Source organism: Allobosea sp. 67-29 (genome assembly GCF_001898115.1).
Classification (GTDB): domain Bacteria; phylum Pseudomonadota; class Alphaproteobacteria; order Rhizobiales; family Beijerinckiaceae; genus Allobosea.
Genome location: NZ_MKSQ01000023.1, coordinates 73,675 through 87,199 on the forward strand (window position 1 = coordinate 73,675; position 13,525 = coordinate 87,199).

Here is a 13,525-nt window from a genome sequence, read left to right on the forward strand (position 1 = left end):
GGCTCCGGGACGGCAGCGGAATGGTGAATGCGATGTCCTGGAGACTAGACGAGCTTTTCCCCGAGATATTCGATCCGGAGGCGGCCAGCCAGCAGGTGCACGCCGTCGCGTTCGACAGCCGCAAGGTCACCGGGGACGACGTCTTCGTCGCGCTTGCCGGCGCCAGGACGGATGGCGAGCGCTTCATCCTGGATGCGGTCGGGCATGGAGCCGTCGCCGTGGTCTCGGGCGGACCGCGCCCGGCCGACCTGCCGGCCGGCGTCGCCTTCGCGCAGGTCAAGGATCCGAGGCTGGCGCTGGCGCTGGCGGCCGCGACGATCCATCCGCGCCAGCCCGAGACCATCGTCGCGGTGACGGGAACGAGCGGCAAATCCTCCGTGGCTGACTTCACCCGCCAGATCTTCCAGGCCCTCGGTCATGAATCCGCCAGTCTCGGCACCATCGGCGTGGTCACCGCGAAAGGTGCCGATTACGGCTCGCTGACCACGCCCGACCCGCTGTCGCTGCACGCTTCGCTCGACAGGCTGGCCGGAGAGGGCGTGACCCATCTCGCCATGGAAGCTTCCTCGCATGGGCTCGACCAGCGTCGGCTCGACGGGGTGCGGCTCAAGGCCGGCGCCTTTCTCAATCTCGGGCGCGACCATCTCGACTATCATCCCAGCGTCGAAGACTATCTTGCCGCCAAGCTGAGACTCTGGGAGTTGCTGCCGGCCGGCGCGCCGGTCGTCATCAACCGCGACGAGCCTTATGCGGAGGAGGCCTCGCGAGCTGCCGAATCCGGCGGGCACCCGATCATCGGCATCGGTCGCAAGGGCGAGACTCTGAGGCTGCTGGCCAATGAGCGGGACGGTTTTGCACAGCGCCTGACTGTCGGCATCGACGGCGAGCCGGTTTCCGTCTCGCTGCCGCTGGTCGGCGATTTCATGGCCGGCAATGCGCTGGTCGCGGCGGGATTAGCCATCGCGACCGGCGCCGATGGGCGCAAGGCTTTGGAGGCGATCTCCGGACTCACAGGCGTCGCCGGCCGGCTTGAGCGCGTGGGCGAGGCGAATGGCGGGCTCGTCGTCGTCGACTATGCCCACAAGCCCGATGCGCTGGCGGCGGTGCTGGCCACGCTCAGGCCCTATGCGACCGGGCGGCTGATCTGCGTCTTCGGCTGCGGCGGAGACCGCGACAAGGGCAAACGGCCGCTGATGGGCGCGATCGCCGCCGAGAAGGCCGATATCGCCATCGTCACCGACGACAATCCGCGCAGCGAGGATCCGGCGACGATCCGGGCCGAGATCATGGCCGCCTCGCCGAAGCTCACGGAGATCGGCGACCGCGAGGAAGCGATCCGCGCCGCCGTGACGATGCTGAAGCCTGGGGATTTGCTGGTGGTGGCCGGAAAAGGCCATGAAACCGGCCAGATCATAGGCGAGCGCACATTGCCTTTCTCGGACCATGAGGTCGTGCGGAAAGCGCTGTCGGAGATTCAAGGATGAGCGCCCCGCTCTGGACCGGAGACAAGCTGATTGCGGCGCTCGGCGCGAAGCCTGAGGGCGCGGTGCCGCCGGTCGTGACGGGCGCCTCGATCGATACCCGCACGCTGGAGCCCGGCGACATCTTCTTCGCCATCACCGGCGAGGCGCGAAACGGGCATGATTTCGTCAAGGGCGCGCTGGAGAAGGGCGCGGCGCTGGCCGTGATCGACGAGGCGCATGCGGCTGAATTCGAGGGCGCAGGCGCGCTCGCCGTCGTGCCGGACGTGTTGAAGGCGATGGAGCACGCGGGTGCGGCCCGCCGCGCCGCGCTCAAGGCAGGCATCGTCGCGGTCACCGGCTCGGTCGGCAAGACCGGCACCAAGGAAGCGCTGCGCCTCGTACTTTCGCGCCAGGGCAAGACCCATGCGCCGGTCGCCTCCTACAACAACCATTGGGGCGTGCCGCTGACACTGGTGCGTACCCCGGCCGAGGTCGCCTATGGCGTCTACGAGATCGGCATGAACAGCCCCGGCGAGATCCTGCCGCTGGCGCGCATGGTGCGGCCGCAAGTCTCCATCATCACCACGATCGCCCCAGTGCATCTGGCGGCCTTCGCCTCGCTCGAAGGCATCGCGGAGGAGAAGGCCGGTGTTTTCTGGGAACTCGAGAAGGGCGGTACGGCGATCATCAATGCCGATATTCCGCAATCGGAACTGCTGCGCGACATCGCCCGGTCCGGCCCGGCCGGGCAGATCGTTACCTTCGGCGAAAGCCCCGACGCCGATGTCCGGCTGATCTCCTGCGCTCTCAAAGCGGACATGTCGACGGTCGAGGCGCGGGTGCTGGGTCAATCGGTGACCTACAGGCTTGGCAGTCCCGGCAAGCATATCGTGCTGAATTCGCTCGCGGTACTGGCGACGGTGCAGGCGCTCGGCGCCGACCTCGCGCTGGCGGCTCTCGCATTGGGCGATCTCAAGCCGCCGGCCGGGCGTGGAGCGCGGCAGACGCTGCAGGCTCCCGGCGGGCGCTTCACGCTGCTCGACGAGAGCTACAACGGCAATCCGGCCTCGATGCGCGCGGCGATCGAAAATCTCGGACGCCTGCCGGTCGAAGGCAGGGGGCGGCGGATCGCCGTGCTCGGCGACATGCTGGAACTCGGTCCGAGCGGAGGCGAGCTGCACAAGGGCCTGGCCGAACCGCTCGCCGCCAACGGAATCGACAAGGTCTTTGCCTGCGGACCGCTGATGAAGGAGCTCTATGAGAGCTTGCCTTCGGCCATGCGGGGGGCTTATGCCCCCGCATCGGGCGCTTTGGAACCGCTCGTGCTCGATGCAATCCGCGCCGGCGACGTCGTCACGGTGAAGGGATCGCTGGGCTCGCGCATGGGGCCGATCGTCAAGGCGCTCCTTGCGCGCTTTCCTGCCGTGCCCGCCGACGACTGAAGCATTTTCAAGCGAAGTGGATACCGGTTCGCGTGAAGAAAATGCGACATACCAAACGATTCTGATCCGACCTTTCCGACCGTTTCCCGAGAGATCGCCCGCCCATGCTCGCCTGGCTCGCCGAATTGTCCGGCACCTTCCCGGCCCTCAACGTCTTCCGCTACATCACCTTCCGAGCGGGCGGGGCGACGGCGACGGCGCTGCTCTTCGTCTTCTTCTTCGGGCCGGCGGCGATCTCCTGGCTCAGGATCAAGCAGGGCAAGGGCCAGCCGATCCGCACCGACGGGCCCGAATCCCATCTCGCCAAGCGCGGCACGCCGACCATGGGCGGGCTTATGATCCTGACCGGCCTGTTCGTCGCGGTCCTGCTCTGGGGCAATCTGCGCAACCCTTATGTCTGGATCGTGCTGTTCGTCACGGCGTCCTACGGCGCCATCGGCTTCTATGACGACTATCTCAAGGTGACGAAGCAGTCGCACAAAGGCTTCTCCGGCAAGGCCCGCATCGCCATCGAGGTCGTGGTCGCCGTCGTCGCCTGCTTCTTCGTGATGCAGACGCAGCCGCCGGCGATCGCCTCGGGCTTCGCCATGCCCTTCCTCAAGGAAGCGATCATCCCGCTCGGCATCCTGTTCCCGCTGGTCACAGCCTTCGTCGTGGTGGGCGCCGGCAATTCGGTGAACCTGACCGACGGGCTCGACGGGCTCGCCATCGTGCCGGTGATGATCGCTGCCGGCACCTTCGGCTTCATCTCCTATCTCGTCGGCAACGCCATCTTCGCCAATTATCTGCAGATCCACCATGTGCCTGGCGCGGGCGAACTGGCGGTGATCTGCGGGGCGGTGATCGGGGCGGGGCTCGGCTTTCTCTGGTTCAACGCGCCGCCGGCCCAGATCTTCATGGGCGACACGGGGTCGCTCGGTCTAGGGGGCCTGCTCGGCACCATCGCCGTCGCGACCAAGCACGAGATCGTGCTGGCCGTCGTCGGCGGGCTTTTCGTGGTCGAGGCGCTTTCGGTCATCATCCAGGTCTTCGTGTTCAAGCGCACCGGCAAACGGGTCTTCCTGATGGCACCGATCCACCATCATTTCGAGAAGCTGGGCTGGACCGAACCGCAGGTGGTGATCCGCTTCTGGATCATCTCGGTCGTGCTGGCGCTGGTCGGCCTCGCCACGCTGAAGCTGCGCTGAGAGCGAGGGTATGAAGGGTATGATGTCCCCCGAAAACCGGTTCCCACTTTTCGGCATCATACCGCGATGACGCCCGTCACCGTCTTCGCCGGGCATAAGGTCGCCCTGTTCGGCCTCGGTGGCTCGGGGCTCGCGACCGCACAGGCGCTCAAGGCCGGCGGCGCCGAGGTCGCGGCCTGGGACGACAGCGAGAAGAGCCGCGACAAGGCCGTGGCCGAGGGCATCGCGGTCATCGACCTGGCGCGTGCGGACTGGTCGGGCTTCGCCGCCTTCGTGCTGTCGCCGGGCGTGCCTCTGACCCATCCCGAACCGCATTGGACGGTGGCGAAGGCCAAGGCCGCAGGCGTCGAGATCATCGGCGACGTGGAGCTATTCTTCCGCGAGCGGGCGGAGATCGCTCCGGCCGCACCGGTCGTCTGCATCACCGGGACCAATGGCAAGTCGACGACGACGGCGCTGATCGCGCATGTGCTCAAGGCGGCAGGCCGCGACGCGCAGATGGGCGGCAATATCGGCACTGCCGTTCTGGCGCTGGCGCCGCCGGCCGCGAACCGCGTCCATGTCATCGAGTGCTCGAGCTACCAGATCGATCTCGCTCCTTCGCTCAAGCCCACCGTCGGTATCCAGATGAACCTGACGCCCGATCATCTCGACCGGCACGGCTCGCTGGAAAACTATGCGGCCATCAAGGAACGGCTGGTTTCGGCGGCCGACATCGCAGTGGTCGGCGTCGACGACGAGCCCTCGCGGCAGATGGCGCTGAGACGCATGGCCGGGGGGCGATCGCTGGTCGAGATCAGCGGCGAGCGACCGCTCGACGAAGGCGTCTTCGCCGAGGTCGTCGAGCATGAGGGGCGGCGCGAGACGCTGATCGTCGTGGCGCAGAGCGGCAAACGGCGCGTCGTCGCCAGCCTGGCGGACATCGGTTCGCTGCGCGGCTCGCACAATGCCCAGAACGCGGCGGCCGCCTTCGCCGCCTGCGCGGCGCTGGGCCTGAGCGATGCCGAGATCGCCGCCGGCTTCCGGAGCTATCCGGGGCTGGCGCATCGCATGGAGGAACTCGGCCGGATCGGCCGTGTCGTGTTCATCAACGATTCCAAGGCGACCAATGCGGATTCGACCGAGAAGGCGCTGACCTCCTTCCGCGACATCTTCTGGATCCTCGGTGGCAAGGCCAAGGAGGGGGGTATCGAATCGCTGCGCCGCTATTTCCCGAACATCGCCCGGGCCTACCTGATCGGCGCGGCGAGCGACCTCTTCGCGGCGACCTTCGACGCTGACGGCCGCGTCGCCTATGAGCGCAGCGTCACGCTCGACAAGGCGGTGGCCGATGCGACGCGCGATGCGCTGGCACAGCCGGGCGAGGGTGAGATCGCTGTGCTGCTCTCGCCGGCCTGCGCCTCCTTCGACCAGTTCCCGAATTTCGAAGTGCGCGGCGACACCTTCCGCAAGCTGGTGGCGGCGCTGCCCGGGTTCGTGCCTTTCGGGGCGGCCAGAGCCACGGACCGCCCCTAGGGATAGCGTGCCGCTCAGGAGGCCGGGCAGGCCGCGCCGCTGTCGGCCCAGGCCTGCATCAGTTCGCCGAATTCAGCCGGGGTCCCTGGCGCCGGCTCCCGCCCCCTGCCGGGCTTCCAGCCCCAGAGCACGAGGCTGTCGCTGGTTACGTGCTTGATCAGCGCAGGGATGTCGCGGCTGCCGTTGCGGTTCCGATCCTTCAACTGCTCGCAGATCTGCGCAAGGCTCTTGCCTTCCCAGGCCATGGAGGCCGATGCCAGAGCCCAATGTTCGTTGCCGGGGATGCGGGCGGGGTCGAAATTCTCCTTGCCGTGGCAGGTCGCACAGTGGAGGCCAGGCGCGCCGTGTCCGTCCTTGCCGCGGACGACGATCGGCTCGTGCAGCTTACGGATGTCGCCCTGACGCGGCCGCTCGGTCGCCGGGTGGCAGTTCATGCAGCGCGGATGCTGGAAGACCTTGCCCATCTCGGTGAAGAGCGCGACCGAGCGGTCGCGCTGGTTGGCGATCGCGGCGAAGCTCGATGCCGGGCGCAGGCTGGTGCCGCCGGGGTGGGCGGCGTTCTGCGCCAGCGTGAGCGCGCTGCCGGTGACGCAGACCACGAGTGCCGCGGCAGCCGCGAGGATCAGGTTGCGGCTCATCAGACGGTGCCTCCCTGCATGGGCAACTGGCGCGGCCGGCCATGGCCGAGCGCGGCCAGCGCATTGGCCACGGCGGGGCCGATCGGCGGCACGCCGGGCTCGCCGATGCCGCTCGGCTTCTCGGTCGAGGCGATGATCCGGACCTCGACCTCCGGCATCTCGTTGATGCGCAGCGAGCGATACTCGTGGAAGTTGGTCTGGACCGGCCGGCCGCCATCGAGCGTGATCTGGCCGTAGAGGGCATGGCCGAGGCCGAAGCCGATGCCGCCCTCGACCTGCGCGCGGATGATGTCCGGATTCACGGCGACGCCGCAATCGACCGCGCACCAGACCTTGTGGATCTTGGGCTCGCCCTCCGGCCCCATCGAGACCTCGGCGATCTGGGCAACGAAGGAGCCGAAGCTCTCGACCACCGCCACGCCGCGGGCGCGCCCGTCGACCGGCCCGGGGCCCTTCCAGCCGGCCAGATCGGCGACCGCCTTGAGCACGCCGGCGGCGCGCGGATGCTTGTCGCCCATCAGGGTAAGCCTGCCCTGGACCGCATCCTGCCCGGCGGCCTGAAGCAGTTCGTCCACGAAGCATTCGACGGCATAGCCGGTGTGGGTGTGGCCGACCGAGCGCCACCAGAGGGTCGGCACGCCGACCGTCGGGTTGTGAACGTCGCAGCGAAAGTCGGGTACCTCGTAGAAGATTTCGTTGGCGCCCTCGACCGACGTCGCGTCGATGCCGTTCTTGACGACCATCGCCTCGAAAGGCGTTCCGAGGAAGAAGGACTGGCCGACCAGCGTGCTCGACCAGGCCGCAATCTTCCCGTCCTTCACGGCGCCCCGGAAGCGGTGAACGAAGAGCGGGCGATAGTAGCCACCGGTCAGATCGTCCTCGCGGGTCCAGACGATCTTGACCGGGCGTTTGGGGCCGATGGTCTTGGCGACTGTGGCAAGTTCGGCTGCCAGATGCTGGCTGACCTGGGCACGCCGGCCGAAGCTGCCGCCGGCGAACATCGTCTCCAGCGTGACCTTCTCCGGCGGCAGGCCGAGAATCTTCGCGATCGTCTGGTGTTCCGTCGTCTGGAACTGGCTGCCGAAGCGGGCATGGGCGGTCTGCCCGTCCCATTCGAGATAGCCGTCCAAGGGCTCCATCGGCGCATGCGCCAGATAGGGGAAGACGAACTCCGCCTCGATGACGCGCTCCGCCTTGCCGAGCGCCGCCTCGGCGTCGCCGCGGCTGCCGGCGACCGTGCCGGGCTGCCGGACCAGCTTGCGGTACTCGGCGATCAGCTCGGGACTGCCGCGTTTTTCCGCGGCGCTATCGTCCCAGGTCACCTTCAGCGCCTCGCGCCCCTTGAGGGCCGGCCACATGCCGTTGGCATAGACCGCGACGCCGTAGCCGATCGACTTCACGTCGACGACGCCTTTGACCTTGAGCGCCTCGGCCGCGTCGAAGCTCGCGACCTTGCCGCCGAAGCGCGGGGAGCGGGCGATGACGACCGTCAGCATGTCGGGTGCATGGATATCGATGGTGAACTGCGCCTTGCCGCGTGACTTGTCGGCACTGTCGAGCCGCTTGGTCGCGCCCTCCTTGCCGATCAGCTTGTAGGCCGAGGCCGGCTTCAACGGCGGGTTTTCGGGGACGGGCAACCTGGAGGCCGCCTCCGCGAATTCGCCGAACGAACCCTTGTGGCCGGAGGCGTGGCTGATGACGCCATCCTCGACCTTGATCTCGCCGGCCGGCACGTTCCAGGCGGTGGCCGCGGCCTGCACCAGCATCACGCGCGCTGCGGCGCCCGCCTTGCGCATCTGTTCCCAGCTATTGGCGATGGCCGTCGAGCCGCCGGTACCCTGCACGCCGAAGGCGAGATTGGCGTAGAGCTTGACGTCGGCCGGGGCATGCTCGGCGCGCATCTGGCTCCAGGCTGCGTCCATTTCCTCGGCCGCGAGCGTGGCAAGCCCGGTGAACGGGCCCTGGCCGAACTCGATATGCTTGATCAGGACGGTCACGGTGGAGTCGGGCGCGACGCGGATGAAGGCGTTCGGCGCGAAAGTGGCGTTGCCGCCGGGCCGATAGGCCGCGCCGGCGCCTGACTGCGCCTTGGCGTTGCGCGGCAGATGGAAGCCGATGACGAGCGCGCCGGCTCCAGCCAGCAGGGCGCGACGGGAGAGTTTGGGATCATGCGCGGTCATGGCTCAGATCTCCAGCGCGCGGGCCGCGTCATGGATCGCGGCGCGGATGCGGACGTAAGTGGCGCAACGGCAGATGTTGCCGTTCATCGCGAGGTCGATGTCGCGGTCGGTCGGCTTCCTGTTTTCCTTGAGCAGCGCGATCGCGCTCATCACCTGGCCGGACTGGCAATAGCCGCATTGCGGTACGTCGCGGGCGATCCAGGCGGCCTGGACGGCATCCGCCTCCTTGCCGGCGAGGCCTTCGATCGTGGTGATCTCGCTGGTGCCGACGGCGGAGACTGGTGTCACGCAGGAGCGGAGCGGCTGGCCGTCGATGAAGACGGTGCAGGCGCCGCATTGGGCAATGCCGCAGCCGAACTTCGTGCCGGTGAGGCCGAGATTGTCGCGGATGGCCCAGAGCAGGGGCGTGTCGTCGTCGACGTCGACGCTGTGCGTCGTCCCGTTGACCTTGAGAGAGACCATGGCTGCCTCCGATGCTGGCAAGACGCAGCGCGGCACCATGGTGCGGATCGGGGGGCTCGCCCCCGATGTCCCGATCTGACATATCAGATACGGGCGATGGATCCGTAGCCCTGGGTCGCGCGACTGGACTAGTTAGACGGTTTAAGTCTAGTTAGGATGGTCGCGCGCAGATTGGATTTTGTCAAGGCTGCAATGTCGGACCGAAGCGAAAGTTCCAGCTCCGTTTCTCCGGAGGATGCCCGCATCGACCAGATCGCCGATGCGGCGCTGCGGCTGTTCGCCCGCTACGGCTACAAGCGCAGCTCGATGGACGACATCGCCAAGGAGGCCGGACTCGCCAAGGCGACGCTCTACCTGCATTTCAAGGGCAAGGACGATGTCTTCCGGGCGATGTTGAGACTGCTGGCGCGCCGCGTCGAGGCACATTGCCGTGAGGCGGTCGCGGCTGAAGGCGCTTTTCCGGAGCGGTTAGCCGCCTTGATCCAGGCGCATCACGGGCAGGCTTATGCGAGCTTCGGTACGGGGGAGCACCTGGTCGAACTCAAGGCAGTGATGAACGCCATCGCGACCAGCGAACTTCAGGCGTTCGAGCAGATCTTCGTCAGGCTCGCGCGGCAACTGCTCCAGGAGGCCGAAGCCCGCGGCGAGATCGCGTTGTCCCGTGCTTCCGTCACTGCCGAGGACTGGATCGCCGGATTGATGTTCGCCGCGGCCGGGGCGAAGACCGGCGCACCGCCAAGCTGTCAGGCCTATGCGGAGCGGCTTGCCGGCATCGCCCATATCTTCGCGGCGGCCGTCACCATCGGCTGACGGGGTTGCGGTTCGCGGCGACCGGCCCGTGCAATCCGCCGCATCGGAATCAATCGGTTAACCATTCATTGACAGAGTGATTCGTCACTCAAGGCGCGGTTCATCCGCGCCGGATTTGCCGATAGGACGCGCTGTCATGGTCTCCCGCGCCGAACCTTCCCTGAGCGGCCGCTGGTGGTGGTCGATCGACCGCCTGATCCTGGCCGCGCTCATCGCGCTGATGGTTTCGGGCGTCGTGCTGCTCATGGCCGGCGGGCCCCCCGTCGCTGAACGCCTGGGGCTCTCGACCTTCCATTTCGTCAACCGGCAGGCGGCGTATCTTGCCGGCGCGATCGTCATCTTCCTCGGGGTGTCGTTCATGACGCCGCGGCAGGTGCGCCGCGCTGCGCTCATCCTCTACGTGGTCTCGCTGGCCATGGTGGTCGCAACGCTGTTCTTCGGCGTCGAGGTCAAGGGCGCCAAGCGCTGGCTGACGCTCAGCATCCTCGGCTCGGTGCAGCCCTCCGAGTTCCTCAAGCCGGCCTTCGTCGTGCTCGCCGCCTGGGCCTTTGCCGAGGGCACGCGTCGTCCCGATCTGCCGGGCACGATCCTCGCCCTGCTCATCCTGCCGGTCTCGATCGTGCCGCTGGTGCTGCAGCCGGACTTCGGCCAGACCATGCTGATCAGCCTGGTCTGGGCGGGCCTGTTCTTCGTCGCGGGGCTGCACTGGTTCTGGGTGATCGGGCTGGGCGGCATCGGCGCCACGGGCATCTTCATCGCCTATGAGCTGGTGCCGCATGTCCGCGCCCGCATCGAGCGCTTCATGGACAAGGGTTCCGGCGACACCTTCCAGGTCGATACCGCGCTCGAAAGCTTCGCCCAGGGCGGCTGGTTCGGGAAGGGACCGGGGGAGGGCACGGTGAAGCGCATCCTGCCCGACGCCCATACCGACTTCATCTTCGCCGTCACGGCCGAGGAGTTCGGTGTCATCGTCTGCATGATCCTGGTCGCGCTCTTCGCGATCATCGTGATCCGGTCACTGCTCGTGGCGCAGAAATCCGAAGATCCGTTCACCCGCCTCGCCGTGACGGGGCTTGCGCTGCTCTTCGGCATCCAGGCCGCGATCAACATGATGGTCAACCTGCACATGATGCCGGCCAAGGGCATGACGCTGCCCTTCATCTCCTACGGCGGCTCCTCGCTGCTTTCGCTGGCGGTGGGCACCGGCTTCCTGCTGGCACTGACGCGGCGGCGGCCGCGCTCGGCCGAGTTCGGCTCCTACGGGCGCTGAGATGGCCGCGGGCAAGCTCATCATGTTGGCCGCCGGCGGAACCGGCGGCCATCTTTTCCCGGCCGAGGCGCTGAGCCATGCGCTCCATGCGCGCGGGCAACGCGTCGTGCTGATGACCGATACGCGCGCAGCCGAGTACGCCGGAAGCTTTCCGGCCGAGGCCGTGCATGCCGTGCCGGCCGCGACACCGTCCGGCCGCTCGCCGCTCAAGATGGCCGCGGCGCTGATTAAGCTCGCCCAGGGCACCTTCGCGGCGCGGCGGATCGTCGGCAGGCTCAAGCCCGACGTCGTCGTCGGCTTCGGCGGCTATCCGACCGTGCCGCCGGTGCTCGGCGCTTCGCTCGCGGGCGTCAAGACAGTGATCCACGAGCAGAACGCCGTGATGGGGCGGGCCAACCGCTTCCTCGCCGGGCGGGCGACCGTCATCGCGACCGGCTTCGCCGAGGTCGGCGGCATCGCCGAGCCGCTCAAGGCGAAGTGCCGCCATGTCGGCAACCCGGTGCGCCCGGCCGTGCTCGAGGTGGCGGACCGGAATTACGAGTGGCCGGGCGAGGGCAAGATCCGGCTGCTTGTCTTCGGCGGCAGCCAGGGCGCCCGGGTGATGGCCGATATCGTGCCGCCGGCGATCGAGCTCCTGAGCGAGGCCGAGCGGGCTCGGCTGACGATCGTTCAGCAAGCGCGGGCCGAGGATGACCAGCGCGTCCGCGGCATCTACGAGAAGCTCGGCATTCGTGCGACGATCTCGCCCTTCTTCAAGGACCTGCCGGCGCAGATGGCGGCGGCTCATCTCGTTGTCGGGCGCTCGGGCGCCTCGACCGTTGCGGAGCTGACCACTATCGGGCGACCCGCCATTCTCGTGCCGCTGCCCGGCTCGCTCGACCAGGACCAGGCTGCGAACGCGGCCTTCCTCGAAGGGGTGGGCGGAGCGATCCGCATTCTCCAGCCGGAATTCACACCGCGCCATCTTGCCGCCGAATTGTCGAAGCTGATCGCACAGCCGGCGCACTTGACGACGATGGCGGCAAACGCGAAGAGCGCCGGCATCCCCGACGCTGCCGACCGCCTGGCCGATCTCGTGATCGCGACGGCCAACTTTCAGAACTGACAGGACACGCAGGACCATGAAGCTGCCGCCGAAGCTCGGCTCCATCCATTTCATCGGCATCGGCGGCATCGGCATGTCCGGCATCGCCGAGGTGCTGCACAATCTCGGCTACAAGGTGCAGGGCTCGGACGCCTCCGACGGCGCGAATGTGAAGCGCCTGGCGGAGAAGGGCATCACCACCTTCGTCGGGCACAAGGCGGAGAATCTCGGCGAGGCCGAGGTCGTCGTGGTCTCGACCGCGATCAAGCGCGACAATCCCGAGCTTCTCGCCGCGCGCGAGTTGCGCCTGCCGGTGGTCCGCCGGGCCGAGATGCTGGCCGAGCTGATGCGGCTGAAGAGCTGCGTCGCCATCGCCGGCACCCATGGCAAGACCACCACGACTTCGCTGGTCGCGACGCTGCTGGAGAAGGGAGGGCTCGACCCGACCGTGATCAATGGCGGCATCATCAACGCCTACGGCACCAATGCGCGCATGGGCGAGAGCGACTGGATGGTGGTCGAGGCCGACGAATCCGACGGCACCTTCCTGAAGCTGCCGGCCGACGTGGCGATCGTCACAAATATCGATCCCGAGCATCTCGACCATTTCGGCACCTTCGATGCGATCAAGGCGGCCTTCCGCTCCTTCGTCGAGAACCTGCCGTTCTACGGTTTTGCGGTGATGTGCATCGACCATCCGACGGTGCAGGGACTGGTCGGCCAGATCACCGACCGCCGCGTCGTCACCTATGGCGAGAACCCGCAGGCCGATTTCCGCCTGATCGACATCGATCTCTCGGGCGGGCAGGCTCAATTCACGCTGCTGATCCGCGACCGCAAGACCGGCCGCGACGAAGTGATCCGCGACCTCGTGATGCCGATGCCCGGCCATCACAACGCGCTGAACGCCACGGCCGCGATCGCGGTCGCCTATGATCTCGGCATTCCCGTGCCGCGGATCCGCGAGGCGCTGGCCGGCTTCGGCGGCGTCAAGCGCCGCTTCACCAAGACCGGCGAGTGGAACGGCGCGCTGATCTTCGACGATTACGGCCATCATCCGGTCGAGATCGCCGCCGTGCTGAAGGCAGCGCGCGCCTCGACGAAGAGCAAGGTGATCGCGATCGTGCAGCCGCATCGCTACACCCGCCTGTCGAGCCTGTTCGACGATTTCGCCGCCTGCTTCAACGATGCCGACACGGTGATCGTGGCCGATACCTATGCGGCAGGCGAGGCGCCGATCTCGGGCGCCGATCGCGATTCGCTGGCCGCGGGCATCAAGGCACGCGGCCATCGCCATGTGCTGCCACTGGAGGCGCCCGACAAGCTCGCCGGCATGGTGGCGGAGCTGGCCGGGCCGGGCGACTACGTCGTCTGCCTCGGCGCCGGCAACATCACGCAATGGGCTTATGCGCTGCCGGGGGAACTGGCCGCGCTGGGCTGAGGCCTTCCCGCTGCATTGCGCACAGGCTAAAGC

At 67.6% G+C, this 13,525-nt stretch carries 11 protein-coding genes; 8 read left to right on the forward strand and 3 right to left on the reverse strand.

The features are described 5' to 3' along the window. Positions 1–32 precede the first annotated feature (32 nt). The 4 genes from BGO20_RS17285 (at position 33) to murD (ending at position 5,607) form a co-directional block, all read left to right on the forward strand. Positions 33–1,484, forward strand: a complete 1,452-nt coding sequence (locus tag BGO20_RS17285; protein ID WP_291660434.1) for a UDP-N-acetylmuramoyl-L-alanyl-D-glutamate--2,6-diaminopimelate ligase — start codon at positions 33–35, stop codon at positions 1,482–1,484. Next, positions 1,481–2,905, forward strand: a complete 1,425-nt coding sequence (locus BGO20_RS17290) for a UDP-N-acetylmuramoylalanyl-D-glutamyl-2,6-diaminopimelate--D-alanyl-D-alanine ligase (RefSeq protein WP_291660436.1) — start codon at positions 1,481–1,483, stop codon at positions 2,903–2,905. The genes BGO20_RS17285 and BGO20_RS17290 overlap by 4 nt, the downstream gene beginning before the upstream one ends. Before the next feature lie 104 nt (positions 2,906–3,009). Further along, a complete protein-coding gene (gene mraY, locus BGO20_RS17295; RefSeq protein WP_291660437.1) occupies positions 3,010–4,092 on the forward strand; it encodes a phospho-N-acetylmuramoyl-pentapeptide-transferase in 1,083 nt (360 codons plus the stop codon). Positions 4,093–4,158: 66 nt separating this feature from the next. Next, the gene (gene murD, locus BGO20_RS17300) at positions 4,159–5,607 is read left to right on the forward strand and encodes a UDP-N-acetylmuramoyl-L-alanine--D-glutamate ligase (RefSeq protein ID WP_291660439.1); all 1,449 of its coding nucleotides are present in this window, start codon (positions 4,159–4,161) and stop codon (positions 5,605–5,607) included. 14 nt (positions 5,608–5,621) lie between these two features. Here murD and BGO20_RS17305 read toward each other — a convergent pair whose 3' ends face one another. The 3 genes from BGO20_RS17305 to BGO20_RS17315 are packed head-to-tail and all read right to left on the reverse strand — an operon-like array spanning position 5,622 to position 8,887. Continuing rightward, positions 5,622–6,245, reverse strand: coding sequence for an Isoquinoline 1-oxidoreductase subunit (locus BGO20_RS17305; RefSeq protein WP_291660441.1), 624 nt, complete (start codon positions 6,243–6,245; stop codon positions 5,622–5,624). Then, positions 6,245–8,425, reverse strand: a complete 2,181-nt coding sequence (locus tag BGO20_RS17310) for a xanthine dehydrogenase family protein molybdopterin-binding subunit (protein WP_291660443.1) — start codon at positions 8,423–8,425, stop codon at positions 6,245–6,247. Before BGO20_RS17310 ends, BGO20_RS17305 begins: the two co-directional genes overlap by 1 nt. 3 nt (positions 8,426–8,428) lie before the next feature. Further along, complete coding sequence (locus BGO20_RS17315) at positions 8,429–8,887, reverse strand: (2Fe-2S)-binding protein (protein WP_291660444.1); 459 nt, start codon at positions 8,885–8,887, stop codon at positions 8,429–8,431. A gap of 192 nt (positions 8,888–9,079) precedes the next feature. Here BGO20_RS17315 and BGO20_RS17320 point away from each other — a divergent pair, with 192 nt between their 5' ends. The 4 genes from BGO20_RS17320 to murC all read left to right on the forward strand — a co-directional run bounded on the left by BGO20_RS17320 (position 9,080) and on the right by murC (position 13,492). Beyond that, positions 9,080–9,697 carry a TetR/AcrR family transcriptional regulator gene (locus BGO20_RS17320; protein WP_291660446.1) on the forward strand — a complete coding sequence of 206 codons (618 nt, stop codon included), beginning with the start codon at positions 9,080–9,082 and terminating at the stop codon, positions 9,695–9,697. Positions 9,698–9,833: 136 nt separating this feature from the next. Then, a complete protein-coding gene (locus tag BGO20_RS17325) occupies positions 9,834–10,967 on the forward strand; it encodes an FtsW/RodA/SpoVE family cell cycle protein (RefSeq protein WP_291660448.1) in 1,134 nt (377 codons plus the stop codon). A 1-nt stretch (position 10,968) separates the two neighbouring features. Further along, positions 10,969–12,072: an undecaprenyldiphospho-muramoylpentapeptide beta-N-acetylglucosaminyltransferase gene (gene murG / locus BGO20_RS17330; RefSeq protein WP_291660450.1), complete on the forward strand. Its 1,104-nt coding sequence runs from the start codon at positions 10,969–10,971 to the stop codon at positions 12,070–12,072. Positions 12,073–12,088: 16 nt separating this feature from the next. Continuing rightward, positions 12,089–13,492: a UDP-N-acetylmuramate--L-alanine ligase gene (gene murC, locus BGO20_RS17335; protein ID WP_291660451.1), complete on the forward strand. Its 1,404-nt coding sequence runs from the start codon at positions 12,089–12,091 to the stop codon at positions 13,490–13,492. Positions 13,493–13,525: the final 33 nt, after the last annotated feature.

Excerpts from the sequence above, each read along its gene's own strand:
- murC (WP_291660451.1), top strand. The coding sequence starts at position 12,089 with ATGAAGCTGCCGCCGAAGCTCGGCTCCATCCATTTCATCGGCATCGGC.
- mraY (WP_291660437.1), top strand. The coding sequence starts at position 3,010 with ATGCTCGCCTGGCTCGCCGAATTGTCCGGCACCTTCCCGGCCCTCAAC.
- murD (WP_291660439.1), top strand. The coding sequence starts at position 4,159 with ATGACGCCCGTCACCGTCTTCGCCGGGCATAAGGTCGCCCTGTTCGGC.
- BGO20_RS17310 (WP_291660443.1), bottom strand. The coding sequence starts at position 8,425 with ATGACCGCGCATGATCCCAAACTCTCCCGTCGCGCCCTGCTGGCTGGA.
- BGO20_RS17320 (WP_291660446.1), top strand. The coding sequence starts at position 9,080 with ATGTCGGACCGAAGCGAAAGTTCCAGCTCCGTTTCTCCGGAGGATGCC.
- murG (WP_291660450.1), top strand. The coding sequence starts at position 10,969 with ATGGCCGCGGGCAAGCTCATCATGTTGGCCGCCGGCGGAACCGGCGGC.
- BGO20_RS17315 (WP_291660444.1), bottom strand. The coding sequence starts at position 8,887 with ATGGTCTCTCTCAAGGTCAACGGGACGACGCACAGCGTCGACGTCGAC.
- BGO20_RS17325 (WP_291660448.1), top strand. The coding sequence starts at position 9,834 with ATGGTCTCCCGCGCCGAACCTTCCCTGAGCGGCCGCTGGTGGTGGTCG.
- BGO20_RS17290 (WP_291660436.1), top strand. The coding sequence starts at position 1,481 with ATGAGCGCCCCGCTCTGGACCGGAGACAAGCTGATTGCGGCGCTCGGC.
- BGO20_RS17285 (WP_291660434.1), top strand. The coding sequence starts at position 33 with ATGTCCTGGAGACTAGACGAGCTTTTCCCCGAGATATTCGATCCGGAG.
- BGO20_RS17305 (WP_291660441.1), bottom strand. The coding sequence starts at position 6,245 with ATGAGCCGCAACCTGATCCTCGCGGCTGCCGCGGCACTCGTGGTCTGC.